This is a genomic window from Halobacillus dabanensis (assembly GCF_900114165.1).
Classification (GTDB): domain Bacteria; phylum Bacillota; class Bacilli; order Bacillales; family Halobacillaceae; genus Halobacillus; species Halobacillus dabanensis.
Genome location: NZ_FOSB01000003.1, coordinates 1 through 15,604 on the forward strand (window position 1 = coordinate 1; position 15,604 = coordinate 15,604).

Below are 15,604 nucleotides of genomic sequence, written 5' to 3' on the forward strand. Positions count from 1 at the left end.
TGTTCCGCCAGGAGCATCGCTGGGTAGCTACGTGTGGTCGGGATAAGTGCTGAAAGCATCTAAGCATGAAGCCCCCCTTGAGATGAGATTTCCCTTTGCTTTAAGCAAATAAGATCCCTCAGAGACGATGAGGTTGATAGGTCCGAGGTGGAAGCGTGGTGACACGTGGAGCTGACGGATACTAATGGATCGATGACTTATCTATCCTATAGATAGCTTTCGTGAAAAGATAGTTACTTTTTCATCATAGAATGTTTCCTTATCCAGTTTTGAGGGTTTTCAAAAAAACTTGAAATTTCCCCTTGATTTTTACTCTGAAGGGCAATATAATATATCTTGTCCCTAAAAAACAGAGACTAAAAGAGATCTGGTGATGAGGGCGAAGAGGTCACACCTGTTCCCATGCCGAACACAGCAGTTAAGCTCTTCAGCGCCGATGGTAGTCGGGTTTACCCCCGTGAGAGTAGGACGTCGCCAGGTTTCGAAAATATTCCAACGTAGCTCAGTGGTAGAGCAATCGGCTGTTAACCGATCGGTCGTAGGTTCGAATCCTACCGTTGGAGCCATTATGGAGAGTTGTCCGAGTTGGCCGAAGGAGCACGATTGGAATTCGTGTAAACCGTTACCACGGTTTCGAGGGTTCGAATCCCTCACTCTCCGCCATCAAGCTTAGGCCCGTTGGTCAAGTGGTTAAGACACCGCCCTTTCACGGCGGTAACACGGGTTCGAATCCCGTACGGGTCACCACTTATAGGAGGATTAGCTCAGCTGGGAGAGCACTTGCCTTACAAGCAAGGGGTCGCAGGTTCGAACCCTGCATCCTCCACCATTCAAACGATTGATCTTATAATGGGAATCATATAAAATTTCCTACATTATCGCGGGGTAGAGCAGTCTGGTAGCTCGTCGGGCTCATAACCCGGAGGTCACAGGTTCAAATCCTGTCCCCGCAACCAAATTATTCATTTTCCTGGTCCGGTAGTTCAGTTGGTTAGAATGCCTGCCTGTCACGCAGGAGGTCGCGGGTTCGAGTCCCGTCCGGACCGCCACTTTAATACATAGTTTGGCTCGGTAGCTCAGTCGGTAGAGCAACGGACTGAAAATCCGTGTGTCGGCGGTTCGATTCCGTCCCGAGCCACCACTAAAAGCCGGCCTAGCTCAACTGGCAGAGCAACTGATTTGTAATCAGTAGGTTGGGGGTTCAAGTCCTCTGGCCGGCACCATCTGAATTTTTCAGCGTGGAGGGATAGCGAAGTTGGCCAAACGCGGCGGACTGTAAATCCGCTCCCATCGGGTTCGTAGGTTCGAGTCCTACTCCCTCCACCATTTTATTTTAAATTAAATAGGGGTATAGTTTAATGGTAAAACTACGGTCTCCAAAACCGTCAATGTGGGTTCGATTCCTACTACCCCTGCTTTTTAAATCATGGCGGTTGTGGCGAAGTGGTTAACGCACCGGATTGTGGTTCCGGCATTCGTGGGTTCGATTCCCATCAACCGCCCCATTAATAAAATAAAGAAACTACTTTTTGGGCCATAGCCAAGCGGTAAGGCAACGGTTTTTGGTACCGTCATGCGCTGGTTCGAATCCAGCTGGCCCAGCCACTATATTGCGGGAGTAGTTCAGTGGTAGAACACCACCTTGCCAAGGTGGGGGTCGCGGGTTCGAATCCCGTCTCCCGCTCTTTAAAATTCACATATTCATTCTTACATGAATATGATACAATCGTAATTGAACGTGATATGGCGGCATAGCCAAGCGGTAAGGCAGAGGACTGCAACTCCTTTATCACCGGTTCGATTCCGGTTGCCGCCTCCATAGTCACATGCCGGTGTGGCGGAATTGGCAGACGCGCACGACTCAAAATCGTGTTCCTCACGGAGTGCCGGTTCGACCCCGGCCACCGGTACTAACAAAAAGCCAGGGCTTTGAGAAATCAAAGCCCTGGCTTTTTTATGGTCTATCAAATTATAAAAATATAAATTTTAGATAAAATTTTCTTCTGTAGAATTGTAGCTTTTTTTGTTTGAGACAGAGAAAAGTAATCAGTTTGTCCATTCCGATTTATTATTCAATGAATAAGAAGGGGTGGTTGTTGGATAGAATAGTAGTGGGTGATGAATATGAATCTAACCATGTTTATCGAGTATGCAGCTTTTATGTCGCTCATGGTTCTTGCAATATTGTTGACACTGCGTGTGAAAGATAAGAATGAAGATACGACATTAAGTGAGTCAGAGGTGTTCAGTTCTACTTTGGTCCGTAAGCTTTATGAAGGTTTTCTATCCCATGGATTGCAACCGACTCTTCAGTATCGGTGCGATCAGTACACGATTGATGTGGCTTTTCCTGAGTTGAAGATTGCTGTGGAAGCTGTAGAACATGATTTTCTTATTTCTTCCGACGTATGGGAGCGGGAATGGGAAAAAGAATCTTATCTTAAGAACCATGGGTGGACAGTTATGAGATTTAGTGGTGCAAGAATTGACGAGGACCTTTCTAGAATTGTTGAAAAAGTGAGCAGAGAGATGACAAGTAAGTCCAACTCCAGTTAGGAATAAGAAAGAGGCCAGGCGTTTGCCTGGCTTCTTTTTGTTTAGAGAGATACAGGAATGTGTTTCGCTTCCTTTGTACTATAAAGACCTTTATCTGTAAGTTTCAGGCTTGGAATGACAGGTAAAGCTAGAAATGATAGGGTATGAAATGGGTTGAAGTCCTTTTTAAAACCAAGATGGGCAAGGGCTTTATGGATTTCTGTCAATTGCTGGGCCACTTTTTTGTATCCCTGGTCTGACATAAGTCCTGCTATCGAAAGGGGTAAGGATGTAAGGTGCTTTCCTTCATTGAATAAAGTCATACCTCCGCCAATGTCCCTTATATGTTTAATGGCTTTAATAAGGTCTTCATCGTTTGTACCCACAGCGATGATGTTGTGAGAATCATGGGCAATGGTTGTAGCCATCGCTCCTTTTTTCATTCCCATTCCTTTTACTATGCCAAGCCCGATGTTCCCTGTCCTGGAATGTCTCTCGACGACGACTAATTTTAATTGGTCATTTTGCACAGATGATTGGAAATAACCTGATTCCACCTCAACTTTTTCAATAAGGTGATCCGTTATAAGTTGGTTTTTATTGATTTTTATAACGTTTCCTTTTTGTGAGGTATTCATAGGAATACGCAATTGTTCTTTTGATAATTCTGGAATATGGACACTGTTCGTAATCTTTTTTGTTTTTGCTATGTGTTGTATTTCTTTGTGAAAGGTTCCATGTGAGGCTACCTTTTTCCCTTCTTTAAAAACTTGTGTAACTTTCAGATCATACAAGTCTTCAAAGAGTAAGAAGTCTGCGATATATCCTGGTGCGATTGCTCCCTTATGCTTAAGTCCGTAGCATTCGGCGGCATTCAGTGTTGCCATTTGAATAGCTGTTAACGGGTCTAAACCACTGGTTATGGCTAAGCGAATGTGATGATCAATGCTACCTTCATTAATAAGGTCATCGACATGTTTATCATCTGTGCAGAAAAGGCAGCGTCTGGCGTTCTTTTCGGTGACTGCAGGCAGGAGTGCTAGAAGGTTCTTAGCAGCTGATCCTTCTCGGAAACTTACATACATTCCCCGTTGAAGACGTGTGAATGCTTCTTGTGGTGTGGTACATTCATGATCTGTCTGAACTCCTGCACTGGAATATAAGTCAACTGCCTCTTCATCTAATCCTGCCAAATGGCCGTCGATTGAACCTCCTCTTTTGATCGTTTGAACGATTTTTTCCAATAAATCAGGGGCAGCATCTCTGAGTGAAGCATAGTCCATTACTTCGCCGAGCCCAAGTACTTGTGGGTCTTTGAGGAGAGGTTGCAGGTCGGATGCCTGTAATTCTGCTCCGGATGTTTCAAAGGGCGTGGCGGGGACACTTGATGGAAGCATAAAATGAAAGTCCAACGGCGTTTCTTTGGCGTCATCCAACATAAACTGGATACCCTCTGAGCCTGATACGTTTGCTATCTCGTGCGGATCAGTGATAACCGTGGTCACACCATGAGGGATAACTACTTTAGCAAATTCTGAAGGTGGAACCATGGAAGATTCGATGTGTACATGTGAATCAATGAAGGAAGGAGCCATGTATTGCCCTTCGGCATCGATAACTTCTCTTCCCTCAAACTCGCCAAAACCAGCAAAATATCCATCAGTAATCGCCGCATCCATCTGAAAAATCCCACCATTGAATACATCAATGATTTTGGCGTTCTTGATCACTATATCTGCAGGCATCTTTTTACTTGCTACTTTTATTTGTTTCGTTATGGTATCTATATTCATATTAAACATCTCCTCTTCATGCTCTTACCGTACAGAGAAAGCAAGAGAAGAATGATCTGTAAGCAGAAAATCCCTCTCGTAGTCAAACCATTTACGGTGGATTGGTAGAGACATTTGGACCTTATTTCCAAATTTATACGTAAGGCAAAAGTATTTTAATTAAAGGAGATTCTATCTTTCAAATAGATGATTGTCAATACAATGTTTTTAGGGGAAAGGATTCTCATTTGTCTTCATCTAGTTTAATATTAGAGGGGAGAGTAAAAATAATCGGTACGCATAAAAGGAAGGTTCAAATGTCTGCATTGGAAGATAACATTACGAGAATTCTTATAGATGATAAAGAATATATCCTTATTGGTACGGCTCACGTATCCAAGGCGAGTGCTGAACAAGTTAAAACAGTAATCGAAGAAGAACAACCTGATTCGGTATGTGTCGAACTGGATGAACAAAGGTTTCAGTCTATTCAAGACGGGGATCGTTGGAAGAACACAGATATCTTTGAAGTAATTAAAAATAAAAAAGCTACACTTCTTCTTGTGAACTTAGCCATTTCTTCTTTTCAAAGGAAAATGGCTAAGCAGTTTGGTATTCAAGCTGGCCAAGAAATGATTCAGGGGATTGAATCGGCGGAAGAAGTGGGAGCAGAACTTGTATTAGCTGATCGAAATATTCAAATTACTTTTTCGAGAATATGGGGGAATATAGGCTTCGGTGGAAAAATGAAGCTATTATTGTCCATTTTTTATGGGATCTTCAGTAACGACAAAATTTCTGAAGAAGAGTTAGAGAAAATGAAATCACAAGATATGCTTGATGGAATGCTCCAGGATTTGACGGATAACTTTCCAACCTTGAAGAAGCCATTAATTGATGAAAGGGATCAGTATCTTGCTCAAAAGATCAAAGATGCTCCAGGACAGAAAGTAGTTGCAGTTCTAGGGGCTGCTCATGTCCCTGGTATAAAGAAAGAGATTTTTAAGGAACATGATTTAAATCAGCTGAGAAGACGCCCTAAAAAATCAAAGGTTCCTAAAATCATCGGTTGGACAATTCCATTGCTTATATTATCTATCATACTTTATACTTTCTGGGCCAATCCTGCCGCAGGAACGCAGCAGACGATTAGTTGGGTGCTGTGGAATGGATCATTTTCTGCCATTGGCGCGGCGGTAGCTCTCGCTCACCCCATAGCGGTTTTATCGGCATTCATCATGGCACCGATAACTTCCTTGAACCCCTTGATTGCAGCAGGCTGGTTCGCCGGAATTGTACAGGCCTACTTCCGGCGACCAAATGTCTCTGATTTCGAAACATTGTCTGATGATGTAACAAGTGTTAAAGGTTTTTGGAATAACAAAGTGACCAGGATTTTACTTGTTGTCGTTCTCGCTAATATCGGAAGTTCTTTAGGAACATTTATAGGTGGAGCCGATGTGATTCGCCTATTCTTTGAAAACTTATAAGAAGTGAGAGAAGCCATTTGAGCTTCTCTTTTTTTATTGGTGAAAAAATATTAAATGAATGGATGAATGTCCTGAACAGTCACATCCGGATCCCCACCTGATATCTTACGTAAAACATTAAGAAGAGAAGAAATACTTCTTTTCAATATTTTATTACGTATCCTCAAGAGCATTCTACACCTTTGTTTGACCTCCACTTATTTACAGTAATTTTTTGTAATGTTACAATCATGTTACAAATATTTCAGAAAAGTGAAACACATAGGGCCGTAGGGGATGAACAGGGAAAGGGATGGATGATGAGTAAATTTGTAAAAGGGACCTCCATACTTGGGGTAATGCTATTAAGTTTCGGTATTTGGCAGTTAACAGAAATGGATCAAAATGAAAATTCAGAAGTAAATGCAATTCCAAATGTGATGGAGAAGGAAGAGACGTATGAAACGGTTTATATAGAAAAAGAAGACCAGATGGAAGTAGACGTTTCTAATAAAGAAATGGTTGATACCCGTACGGTGAGATCTATTCAAACTAGTATTGAAAATAACGAAGAAGCGAAACAACTGATCATTGGACTTGGAAGAGGCGTGAGGGAAGACCTGAAAAAGCATGATGTCAATACAGATAAAGAGTGGAAGGAGTTGGAACAGGATAGCGAAAAGAAGCAGGAAATGATCCAGGAGTTGTTAGCGCTTACGGATGATGAGGAATTGAAGAAACTGGCTTCTACAGCTCAGAAAAAGTTAGAAAAGACGATAACAGATCACAGTTTTGATTTTTACAAGCAGGCTGTTAGGCCATTCGAATTTCTTTCGGAGCAATTGTAGAAAAGCCATGTAGAGAATAATCTTATAGGATTCTTTCAAAATACTACAGCTTCCATCAACAAAATGAGGCGAAAGGGGAGGAAACCTTTCAAAATATTTGGGTTGCAAGTTTATTTACCATATCACTAATCTTTCTAATTTATAATAGGAGCTCATATTGTCGATTATTTAGAAAAAAGATTTTTTGTTCATATGCCTAAGGGATGCTCATAAGTGGAATAATCGGTTCAATTTTTGCTATAGAAGGGATTCTGACCTTTCTAATAGCCCAGAGTCTTGGTTGGACATGGACGGACGCTCAGTTTAACATTGGTTTTTTGGTATTCATTCTTATATGGTTTATGCAATTCAATGAATTAATTGGTAACGTTATGCTAATGTGGATAATCAGGTTTTTGGAGACGGAAAAGAAATTTATAGTATAGAGTTGTTTCGATTTAAACTTAATCCTATTTCCATAACCACCTTGTTGTACTTCCTTTCATTAATTTTTTTAGCAGGAATGTCACTTTAGGAAAAGTAAAAGAGAATCCTGTCGTAAATACGGAGAAAATAAAATTCCGATGGTTCACTTTATGGTAAAATATGTTTATTTTTTTAGTATCCTGTTTGCATATCTTTATTTGCGGGGACTAGAAAACTGACTATTATTTTAGGAGGTTTTCATTAATGTCCAACGCTCTTAAGAGTAGGCTAGATACGGAAGAGTTGAGCAAACTGAGAACTGTTGCTGTATTGGAATTTACGGAAGATCTGTTCGAATCTGACCAATATCGTGCTTTGGAGATTATTGATTCAGACCAACATCAATTGTTTATCGTAAATCGAAATGACCGTACGTTAACAGTTTTAAGCTTAGCTCAGGATATGTCAGTGAAGAAAGAGACCTTATTTACAGAGAAAATCATATCAATGAAAGAGTATTTCGAGGACTATAGCTTATCGGAGAATACCCCTCCTCGTAAGATTGAAGTAGTATTCATGGGAGGAAGGACGTTGTTGATTGAACCTGGATCTTCACGAGCAGAGAACAAAGATTATGAGCGGCAGGACATAGCTAGTCAAGTCAACGAAGATTTTGAAAATCTAATCGCTGCATTGAAAAATACATTGATTTTATAGTAAAGCCAAAGCCGCCTTCTAGGTGGCTTTTAGTATGCAGGGAAAATTATGTTACATTTAATAATAGAAAAAGGGGGAGTTCGATGTATCCATACATATTGATGTTTTTTGTCGTGATTTTTTATGCTGGTAACATATTGACGGGGAAGGCGATCAATGATCTCCCTCCGTTCACCATTGCTTTTTTTCGGTTGTTTGTTGCTTTTATTATTCTCTTTCCGATAGCTTATAAGCGTGCGTTGCAGGATCGCCCACTTTTTTTAAAACATAGGAAGCCATTTATGGTCATGACCCTTACAGGGGTGGCTTTTTTTAATACGTTTATATATGCTTCTTTACAATTCACTTCCGCTACAAATGTATCTGTATTAGAAACGATCATCCCAGTGTTGACTGTAATCTTAAGTAGTTTTGTCTTAAAAGAGCGTTTACACCCATTACAAAAAGGAGGGGTAGCTTTATCTTTTATTGGTGCTTTATGGGTGGTCATTGATGGTCAGGTTGTACAATTAGCCACAATTGACTGGAATATCGGCGATGGGATTATGGTCGGTGCCATTGCGTGTTGGGCGATCTATTCCATTGCAGTCAAACAAGTCATGCGTAATTTTCATCCCATTGCAGCAGTGTTCGTAATGACAGGGATTGCTTTATTAACCTTATTGCCATTTTTAGCTATAGAATGGTTTATCTTTGGAATACCCAACTTAATGCAAGTGGACTACGTAGGAGGTTTTCTATATTTAGGAATATTTCCATCCCTACTCGCGCTGCTATTTTATAATGTAGCGGTTGACCGTTTAGGTGCCTCAAAAGCGTCCGTGTTTCTCAATTTTCTTCCTGTGGTGACGATGATAGGAGCTTCCCTTTGGCTAGAAGAAACGATTTCACACATGCAGGTGATCGGAGCGGTAGGAGTAATGGCAGGAGTGGTATTGACTACACGTTCCAAAAGAATTCATAAAGAATTGGGGGGGACTTAAGGAAAAAGTTGAATAAATAGTGTGCAAGAGAAGCAGATTAAGGAAAACAACTAAACTCCAATTCTCTCATACACTTGATATCCTCTTCATCGAGCTCCTATTCATGAATCATCCCGGAAATAAATGGGCCACGATTTTGTTTATGGAGGTGAGGCGTTATGGATGCCCCCGTGTTAATCGACCTTTTCAAACTTTTTATCGACTCGATCCACCTTTTAGCTTTTCTTACTTTTTCCATGATTTATATTCACCAATCTAAAAAAAGTTAATGCTTCCTGGGAATAGTATCACTCTTGTGAGAATAAGGGGCAGTGGAAATAAGTCGCCTATCCTCTTTTGGCGGGAGTTTCCACACCCCATTCTCCAACCTAAAAGACCGGATCGGAATGATCACGATAAGGGGGAATGCATAGGGGGAAAAGAAAATCAGCTATGAAAATGTTTAAATGAACAATCTGCTGATATAATGGATATTAATATTAAAAATAATTAGTTTTCTAGTAATTTTCGACAAAAAAACGTAAAATTCATGTTGCGTCACTAGATTTCGAATGTTATGATTACAATTGTAATCGATAAAAGTTGTCCGAACAACTTCTCAAACAAAGTTAATGCGGGTGTAGTTTAGTGGTAAAACCTCAGCCACGAGCAATGCTTCTGCCGAGTAAGCAACGAGTTGCACCGCCCGATTTACTTCCTCGAAACTTCTTGAAGAGGAAGGGGCATGGTTTGGACATACACAAACAAAGCTAATGAATTTATTATTATGCGGGTGTAGTTTAGTGGTAAAACCTCAGCCTTCCAAGCTGATGATGAGGGTTCGATTCCCTTCACCCGCTCCAATCACTATTGTGATGCATTTATTATACTTATGTGAACCAACGCAGTGTTTCGTTAAATGGGTAACGAAGCATTGCGTTTTTTAATGATGGAAATTGGATAAAACCTATAGTAGATCTTTATTTCTTAGGAGGAATCCACTGTGAAGCAACTACAACAGCAATTAACGCAAATAGATGGAAAAAGCTATAAAGCATATAAACAAATTCAGGGGAAATATTCATTTAGAAACTTCGACCTTTTGATTGATTATGTACAGGGAGATCCTTTTGCAGCCCCTTCGAAAATTCGTTTAAGAATTAACGACCGCGACTTCAAAATATCGGAGGAGTGGAAGAAGGGCCGAAGGAAATATTATGCGGAAGATTTAATCACAAGGAAGATAGCCAAAACAATCAATAAGACGCAAACGAGTGTCAAAGGGTCTGGGAAGAGTGGAATGGTCGCTATCGATCAACCTGGTCAGGAAATCCTCGAGCGGACTTCTGTATCCTTGAATAAAGGGGACACGACAGTCTGTCTAACCGTTGGCCTTCCTGCTAACGGAAGACGAATAAATGGAAAACAGGCAGAGAAGCTGTTCTTTTCCATTATCCCGGAAATTATGAAACAATCTATTTTTTCAATCAAAAGCGATGAGATTGAATCCGTGTGCCAATTAGCTGATCAGCATGAAGCAATCTTGAATAAGATGAAGGAAAATGATTGGATTTCTTTTGTCGCCGATGGAGCTATCCTTCCTAGGGAAAGCGGAATTAGCCAACGCCCGATGAAGAAGGCTGTACCATTCGAGAGCCCTGAAGAGAATCGAGTCTCGTTCGATATCCCTCACAGGGAGGAGCCACTGACTGGAATGGCTTTGAAGCGAGGCATTGTTTTGATTGTTGGTGGGGGTTACCATGGTAAAAGTACCCTCTTGAATGCGATGGAAAGAGGCGTGTATCCTCATATAGCAGGGGACGGTCGCGAATATGTTTTGACGGATCCATCTGCTGTAAAAGTTCGAGCTGAGGATGGGCGTCAGGTGAGCACTGTAGATATCTCTCCATTTATTAAGAATTTGCCTCACGGTACAGATACCACTACATTTTCTACAGAAAATGCAAGTGGGAGTACCTCGCAAGCTGCAAATGTAGTAGAGGCATTAGAAGCGGGTGCTTCCAGTTTATTGATTGATGAAGATACAAGTGCCACCAACTTCATGATTCGAGATGAACGTATGCAAGAACTTGTTGTGAAGGAAAAAGAACCGATCACACCATTTATAAATAAAATCAAGCAGATGCGTGATGATTTAGGCGTTTCTACGATTCTCGTCATGGGAGGATCGGGAGATTATTTTAATGTTGCAGATGATGTTATCATGATGGATCAATATATCCCTCATAATGTCACCGAAAAAGCAAAACAGATTGCCGGCAAATATCCAAATAGTCGCATGGAATCTGATGAAACGAGATTCGGTCAAGTACCGAACCGCACCTTTTTACCATCAAGCCTACAGACACGGAAAGGGAAAAAAGAAAAGGTTCAAGCGAAAGGCCTTAAGAAGATACTGATGGGTCAAGAGGATATTGCGCTTGATAACGTCGAACAGTTGGTCGATTCTTCTCAAACGCGCTTGATTGCTGACCTTTTGTTACATTTAGATAAAAAAGAGATATTGAAGCACGGTCATTCTCTAAATGAACTGTTAGATTACATTGATCGACAGTTGGATCAAGAAGGTTTAGCTTTTTTCGCACCTTTCAAAGACCAGCACCCTGGTGAACTTGCAAGACCTAGAAGGTTTGAGATAGCGGCGACGCTCAACAGAATTCGGACTGCTAAAGTAAAAGACTTACGATAGAAAGGAGGTGGTCAGGGTGGATTTTCATCAGTTTAAAGAAGAAGTCATCGCTTACAGTAAAGAAATCGGCATCGATAAGATAGGTTTTGCATCTGCAGATGTTTTTGGTGAACTGAAGTCCCGTTTGAAGCGACAAGAAGAATTACAATATCAATCCGGTTTCGAAAAAGGCAGTGTAGAGGAACGAACGGAACCTGTTCGCTTACTTCCGGGTGCCCAGTCCATTATTTCCATCGCCCTGGCTTATCCTTCCAAAATGCACAATGCGCCGAAAAGTAAGAAGGGAGACCGGCGGGGAATATTTTGCAGGGCTTCCTGGGGTCAAGATTATCATGATGTCCTCCGGGATCGTCTCCAACGTCTGGGTGCATTTTTACAAGAAAAGTTTCCTGAGGTCGAGTTGAAATCTATGGTGGATACTGGGGAACTTTCGGATCGCGCAGTAGCTGAACGTGCTGGGATTGGCTTCAGTGGGAAAAATTGTGCCGTGATCACTCCAGAATTCGGTTCATATGTATATCTTGGGGAACTTGTTACGAATATTCCTTTTGTACCTGATGAGCCTGTAGATGACAGTTGTGGGGACTGTAACATATGTGTCGACGCCTGCCCGACAGGTGCACTTATTCAGGGTGGACAGTTGAACGCTCAGCGGTGTATCGCTTTTTTGACTCAAACGAAAGATTTCCTGCCAGATGAATTTCGCACGAAAATCGGCAACCGTCTTTATGGGTGTGACACTTGCCAGACGGTTTGTCCGAAAAACCGTAAGATAGATTTTCACCATCATGAAGAATTTGAACCGGATCCTGAAGTCGTTAAACCAAAGTTGACTCCACTGCTTTCCATATCTAACCGACAGTTCAAAGAAAAGTTCGGTTTTATCTCTGGCTCCTGGCGTGGAAAAAAACCGATTCAGCGGAATGCTATTTTGGCTTTGGCTCATTATCGTGATGAAACTGCTGTGGGTGAACTCATTCGTTTGATGAAAGACGACCCTCGTCCGGTCATCCGTGGTACAGCTGCATGGGGATTAGGAAAAATCGGCAAACCTGAATGCTTCCAGGCGATTGAAGAAGCAAGGGAGCATGAACAAGATGAACAGGTGCTTTTTGAAATGGAAAAGGGCGTTCGATTTCAACAACAATAAACAAATGTACCTTTTCAATGTAGTAAAGCTCTTGTATAATAGAAAAAACTGTTAAAGAAGGGGTTTATATATGAACCATCATTCTTTTTTGTACTATGACTCTTTCGAAACTCCTTTGGGCCCAATCACTGTACTAGCGAATGATGAGGGAGTGTGCCGAATTGACTATGGACATCACGAATGTCATCTCGCTACCTATCAATCTTGGAAAAAGAAACATTTCCTCAAAGGGGAGTTGGTATACGACCCCGACCATCAATATGTAGCACAAATAAAGAAAGAAATCTTCCAATACTTTTCTGGAGACCGAACAGAGTTCCAAGTTCCACTCAATTGTTATGGAACAGATTTCCAACGGCAAGTATGGAGAACTCTTCTCTATCATGTGCCGTTTGGTGAAACACGTTCCTATAAAGACATCGCTGCTTCCATGCATGCCCCGAAAGCAATCAGGGCAGTTGGAGGAGCGGTTAACCAAAACCCCTTTTCTATCGTTGTTCCTTGCCACCGGGTAATCGGAAGTAACGGTAAACTAGTCGGTTACGCCGGGGGTTTAGAAAAGAAACAACAACTATTAGAATTTGAAAAGCAACACCATACCATTATACAGAAACAATAAAGCAGCTTCTCCTAACCGGATAAGCTGCTTTTTGTTATATGTAGCTTCGTGCGCCTATCATTCGAGGTTTTAAATCAATCTTCTTTGAGAAAAGAACGTCCAGGCGAGTTCACCTTCAGCGATGATCAAGGCGCTTTCGCTTTTGGTATACATGTCTTCTTCTATCTATCATAAGATGTAAAAGGAGGGGAGAGACATGTCTCATACATACCAAATACAATTATATTGGGAAAAGGTGATCGATCGTCTGTTTGAACAAGAAGACGAAAAATGGTTAAAGAAAAAAGTTCAGGGCATAGAAGAGAGAGGGCAAAACCTTCAGCGGATTACTTTTCATATCCATCCTTATCATCGACGTGCTTATGAAAATCACACGTATATCCGTTATCTCTTGAGTGTTTCATTATTAGTGAAAGCAGGGAGGTACGATTTTTTAGAAGAGGGACACTACAGGGGGGAGGCACATTTTGTAGGGGACAGATGGTTAAACCACTGGATTACAACAGAGAAGCAAGGTGGAGAAAGCTCCTCTAAGCCACTTCCAGCAGATCTTATAGAGAAGCGGGAACAGAAAGCACACCGTTTTACTTATAATAGAAGAGAAGCTGTTCGGTACGCGGATCGCTGGTGGGACAGTTATAACCCGGCCTACAGACATTTCGATGTGGACTGTACGAATTATGTATCCCAATGTTTGCGAGCAGGAGGCGCACCTACGTGGGGGGCTCCAAATAGGACAAAAGGTTGGTGGTACGGAAGAGGGACCTGGAGTTACAGTTGGTCTGTTGCCCATGCGCTCCGTTGGTATTTAGGTGGAGCAAGACAAGGACTGACTGCTACGGAGGTATCTTCTGCTGATCAACTTTCGCCTGGTGATGTCATTTGTTACGACTTTCAGGGGAACGGGAGATTCGACCACAATACTTTCGTAGTAAAGAAAGACGCAAATGGTATGCCTCTTGTAAATGCTCACACATACAATAGTCGTCATCGCTACTGGGCTTATGAAGATTCGACTGCATATACTCCCGAAATCCAATACAAATTTTATAAAATTGATGGTTGAAGAGTATGGTATAATAATCTAGTTGACTAAGATTAAACTGAGGTGACATCTATGGCTAACCATATTGTACTCTTCCAGCCGGAAATACCAGCCAATACCGGAAATATCGCTCGTACTTGCCTTGCTACAAATTCAGAACTCCATCTCGTCCGTCCACTTGGTTTTTCGACAGATGATAAAATGTTAAAACGTGCAGGGCTGGATTACTGGCACCAAGTAAACGTACACTATTATGATTCGATTGACGAAATCTATGCTGTCTTTCCGGAAGGTGAATTTTATTATATTGAAAACTTCGGCACGAAATCTTACGCTGATTTTGATTTCAGTGATATAGAAAAAGATTTGTTGTTCGTCTTTGGCCGAGAAAGTGACGGGATACCGAAAGAACTGTTGACAGGCTTAGAAGATCGTTGTCTCAGGATCCCGATGACTGACCAAGTGAGGTCGTTGAACCTTTCGAATACGGCTTCGATAATTTTGTTCAATGCATTGAAGCAGCAAGGTTTTCCAAATTTAATTAAGTGACAAATCAAAAAGCGGCCCATAATGGCCGCTTTTTTCAATAGGGATGAAAATAGAACTCGGACATAATGCAGCTTCGCTCTTTGTAAGGGTACATAAAAAACGCATCCAAAAATGGATGCGTTTTAGAAAAGTTTACTTTCTTGGTGTACCTGCCTTCGTATCATATCCAGCAGCAAAAATCGCTGTAAGAAATGCGACACAGACAAGAATGATCAATGTTAAATTCATGAAAGATCCTCCTTTATGTAACCAGACAAGCATTGTTAATTAGTATTATACCCTATTTATAAGTGAATGTGAATTATTTGTCCAGTTAAAATTATCCTTTAGGGATGACAAGTGCCTATACGTAGCAGCGGGCATTTACATAGAGTGAAGGGTAGGTGAATAACCAAGGTTGGATTGGAGGAGTATGAATGAATCAATACCAATATTACTATCCGTACCCAGTGGAAGATGACTTGCGAGATGAGGAAGAACGCTTCTTTTTCTTGGGGCCTTTTGCTGGCGGATTACTAGGTGGTTTTATAGGCGGTGCCCTTGCCCCTGGTTTTTATGGAGGGTACGGAGGAGGATATGGAGGAGGATATCCGCCTCCGTATTATGGTAGACCGCCTTACTATGGTGGATATTACGGCCGTCCTCCTTATTATGGAGGAGGTCCCTGGTAAAAAATAAAAGTCCCTTATGGTGCATGCTCCTCGAATAATGGCTACTGTAAAAAGGGCTCTTATTCGGGGTTTTCTTATTTATTATTTTTGTATGTATAGTTTAGCGAGTAGCGAGTTAGCTTCGGTGAAGGAGGAAGCCAACTCGCAAAAAA

Annotated in this window: 12 protein-coding genes, 16 tRNA genes, 2 rRNA genes and 1 riboswitch; of the genes, 29 read left to right on the top strand and 1 reads right to left on the bottom strand. The window is 41.5% G+C overall.

Annotated elements, in window-relative coordinates; genetic code table 11:
- From BMZ58_RS05885 to BMZ58_RS05970, 18 genes are all read left to right on the top strand, one after another.
- Positions 1-205: ribosomal RNA gene (locus BMZ58_RS05885) — 23S ribosomal RNA — on the top strand; the annotation flags it as partial.
- A 161-nt stretch (positions 206-366) separates the two neighbouring features.
- A 5S ribosomal RNA gene (gene rrf, locus BMZ58_RS05890) occupies positions 367-480 on the top strand.
- 11 nt (positions 481-491) lie between these two features.
- A tRNA-Asn gene (locus tag BMZ58_RS05895) sits at positions 492-566 on the top strand.
- A gap of 4 nt (positions 567-570) precedes the next feature.
- Positions 571-663, top strand: a tRNA-Ser gene (locus BMZ58_RS05900).
- Between the two features lie 9 nt (positions 664-672).
- Positions 673-747 (top strand) — tRNA-Glu (locus BMZ58_RS05905).
- A gap of 6 nt (positions 748-753) precedes the next feature.
- Positions 754-829, top strand: a tRNA-Val gene (locus BMZ58_RS05910).
- Positions 830-879: 50 nt separating this feature from the next.
- Positions 880-956 (top strand) — tRNA-Met (locus BMZ58_RS05915).
- A 16-nt stretch (positions 957-972) separates the two neighbouring features.
- Positions 973-1,049: transfer RNA gene (locus BMZ58_RS05920), tRNA-Asp, on the top strand.
- A 16-nt stretch (positions 1,050-1,065) separates the two neighbouring features.
- Positions 1,066-1,141, top strand: a tRNA-Phe gene (locus BMZ58_RS05925).
- Positions 1,142-1,147: 6 nt separating this feature from the next.
- A tRNA-Thr gene (locus BMZ58_RS05930) sits at positions 1,148-1,223 on the top strand.
- Positions 1,224-1,240: 17 nt separating this feature from the next.
- Positions 1,241-1,326, top strand: a tRNA-Tyr gene (locus tag BMZ58_RS05935).
- A gap of 18 nt (positions 1,327-1,344) precedes the next feature.
- Positions 1,345-1,415 (top strand) — tRNA-Trp (locus tag BMZ58_RS05940).
- 14 nt (positions 1,416-1,429) lie between these two features.
- Positions 1,430-1,505, top strand: a tRNA-His gene (locus BMZ58_RS05945).
- Between the two features lie 25 nt (positions 1,506-1,530).
- Positions 1,531-1,605: transfer RNA gene (locus tag BMZ58_RS05950), tRNA-Gln, on the top strand.
- 7 nt (positions 1,606-1,612) lie between these two features.
- A tRNA-Gly gene (locus BMZ58_RS05955) sits at positions 1,613-1,684 on the top strand.
- A gap of 61 nt (positions 1,685-1,745) precedes the next feature.
- A tRNA-Cys gene (locus tag BMZ58_RS05960) sits at positions 1,746-1,819 on the top strand.
- A gap of 9 nt (positions 1,820-1,828) precedes the next feature.
- Positions 1,829-1,910 (top strand) — tRNA-Leu (locus BMZ58_RS05965).
- A 208-nt stretch (positions 1,911-2,118) separates the two neighbouring features.
- The gene (locus BMZ58_RS05970) at positions 2,119-2,556 is read left to right on the top strand and encodes a DUF559 domain-containing protein (protein WP_075035650.1); all 438 of its coding nucleotides are present in this window, start codon (positions 2,119-2,121) and stop codon (positions 2,554-2,556) included.
- 41 nt (positions 2,557-2,597) lie between these two features.
- On the opposite strand, the gene ade is transcribed toward BMZ58_RS05970, so the two are convergent.
- On the bottom strand, positions 2,598-4,328 hold the full coding sequence (gene ade, locus BMZ58_RS05975; protein ID WP_139207298.1) for an adenine deaminase: 1,731 nt from the start codon (positions 4,326-4,328) through the stop codon (positions 2,598-2,600).
- Between the two features lie 59 nt (positions 4,329-4,387).
- Positions 4,388-4,489, bottom strand: a riboswitch (purine riboswitch).
- 135 nt (positions 4,490-4,624) lie between these two features.
- On the opposite strand from ade, the gene BMZ58_RS05980 reads away from it, so the two are divergent.
- From BMZ58_RS05980 to BMZ58_RS06035, 11 genes are all read left to right on the top strand, one after another.
- Positions 4,625-5,797 (top strand): TraB/GumN family protein, encoded by a 1,173-nt coding sequence (locus BMZ58_RS05980; protein ID WP_075035652.1) that lies wholly within the window; start codon positions 4,625-4,627, stop codon positions 5,795-5,797.
- Positions 5,798-6,096: 299 nt separating this feature from the next.
- Positions 6,097-6,624, top strand: a complete 528-nt coding sequence (locus BMZ58_RS05985; protein ID WP_139207299.1) for a hypothetical protein — start codon at positions 6,097-6,099, stop codon at positions 6,622-6,624.
- 669 nt (positions 6,625-7,293) lie between these two features.
- Positions 7,294-7,746 (top strand): hypothetical protein, encoded by a 453-nt coding sequence (locus tag BMZ58_RS05995; protein WP_075035655.1) that lies wholly within the window; start codon positions 7,294-7,296, stop codon positions 7,744-7,746.
- Between the two features lie 83 nt (positions 7,747-7,829).
- Entirely contained in the window at positions 7,830-8,729 is a 900-nt protein-coding gene (locus BMZ58_RS06000) for a DMT family transporter (RefSeq protein WP_075035656.1), read from the top strand.
- Between the two features lie 768 nt (positions 8,730-9,497).
- A tRNA-Gly gene (locus tag BMZ58_RS06005) sits at positions 9,498-9,571 on the top strand.
- 140 nt (positions 9,572-9,711) lie between these two features.
- The gene (locus tag BMZ58_RS06010; protein ID WP_075035657.1) at positions 9,712-11,418 is read left to right on the top strand and encodes an ABC-ATPase domain-containing protein; all 1,707 of its coding nucleotides are present in this window, start codon (positions 9,712-9,714) and stop codon (positions 11,416-11,418) included.
- Between the two features lie 16 nt (positions 11,419-11,434).
- Positions 11,435-12,568 carry a tRNA epoxyqueuosine(34) reductase QueG gene (queG, locus tag BMZ58_RS06015; protein WP_075035658.1) on the top strand — a complete coding sequence of 378 codons (1,134 nt, stop codon included), beginning with the start codon at positions 11,435-11,437 and terminating at the stop codon, positions 12,566-12,568.
- A 70-nt stretch (positions 12,569-12,638) separates the two neighbouring features.
- A complete protein-coding gene (locus BMZ58_RS06020) occupies positions 12,639-13,187 on the top strand; it encodes a methylated-DNA--[protein]-cysteine S-methyltransferase (protein ID WP_075035659.1) in 549 nt (182 codons plus the stop codon).
- A 196-nt stretch (positions 13,188-13,383) separates the two neighbouring features.
- Positions 13,384-14,253 carry an amidase domain-containing protein gene (locus tag BMZ58_RS06025; RefSeq protein ID WP_083412568.1) on the top strand — a complete coding sequence of 290 codons (870 nt, stop codon included), beginning with the start codon at positions 13,384-13,386 and terminating at the stop codon, positions 14,251-14,253.
- A gap of 51 nt (positions 14,254-14,304) precedes the next feature.
- On the top strand, positions 14,305-14,781 hold the full coding sequence (locus BMZ58_RS06030; protein WP_075035660.1) for a tRNA (cytidine(34)-2'-O)-methyltransferase: 477 nt from the start codon (positions 14,305-14,307) through the stop codon (positions 14,779-14,781).
- A gap of 416 nt (positions 14,782-15,197) precedes the next feature.
- The gene (locus BMZ58_RS06035) at positions 15,198-15,452 is read left to right on the top strand and encodes a hypothetical protein (RefSeq protein WP_075035661.1); all 255 of its coding nucleotides are present in this window, start codon (positions 15,198-15,200) and stop codon (positions 15,450-15,452) included.
- Positions 15,453-15,604 lie beyond the last annotated feature (152 nt).

Coding starts and splice junctions, on each gene's coding strand:
- BMZ58_RS05970 (WP_075035650.1), top strand. CDS start 2,119: ATGAATATGAATCTAACCATGTTTATCGAGTATGCAGCTTTTATGTCG.
- ade (WP_139207298.1), bottom strand. CDS start 4,328: ATGAATATAGATACCATAACGAAACAAATAAAAGTAGCAAGTAAAAAG.
- BMZ58_RS05980 (WP_075035652.1), top strand. CDS start 4,625: ATGTCTGCATTGGAAGATAACATTACGAGAATTCTTATAGATGATAAA.
- BMZ58_RS05985 (WP_139207299.1), top strand. CDS start 6,097: ATGAGTAAATTTGTAAAAGGGACCTCCATACTTGGGGTAATGCTATTA.
- BMZ58_RS05995 (WP_075035655.1), top strand. CDS start 7,294: ATGTCCAACGCTCTTAAGAGTAGGCTAGATACGGAAGAGTTGAGCAAA.
- BMZ58_RS06000 (WP_075035656.1), top strand. CDS start 7,830: ATGTATCCATACATATTGATGTTTTTTGTCGTGATTTTTTATGCTGGT.
- BMZ58_RS06020 (WP_075035659.1), top strand. CDS start 12,639: ATGAACCATCATTCTTTTTTGTACTATGACTCTTTCGAAACTCCTTTG.
- BMZ58_RS06025 (WP_083412568.1), top strand. CDS start 13,384: ATGTCTCATACATACCAAATACAATTATATTGGGAAAAGGTGATCGAT.
- BMZ58_RS06030 (WP_075035660.1), top strand. CDS start 14,305: ATGGCTAACCATATTGTACTCTTCCAGCCGGAAATACCAGCCAATACC.
- BMZ58_RS06035 (WP_075035661.1), top strand. CDS start 15,198: ATGAATCAATACCAATATTACTATCCGTACCCAGTGGAAGATGACTTG.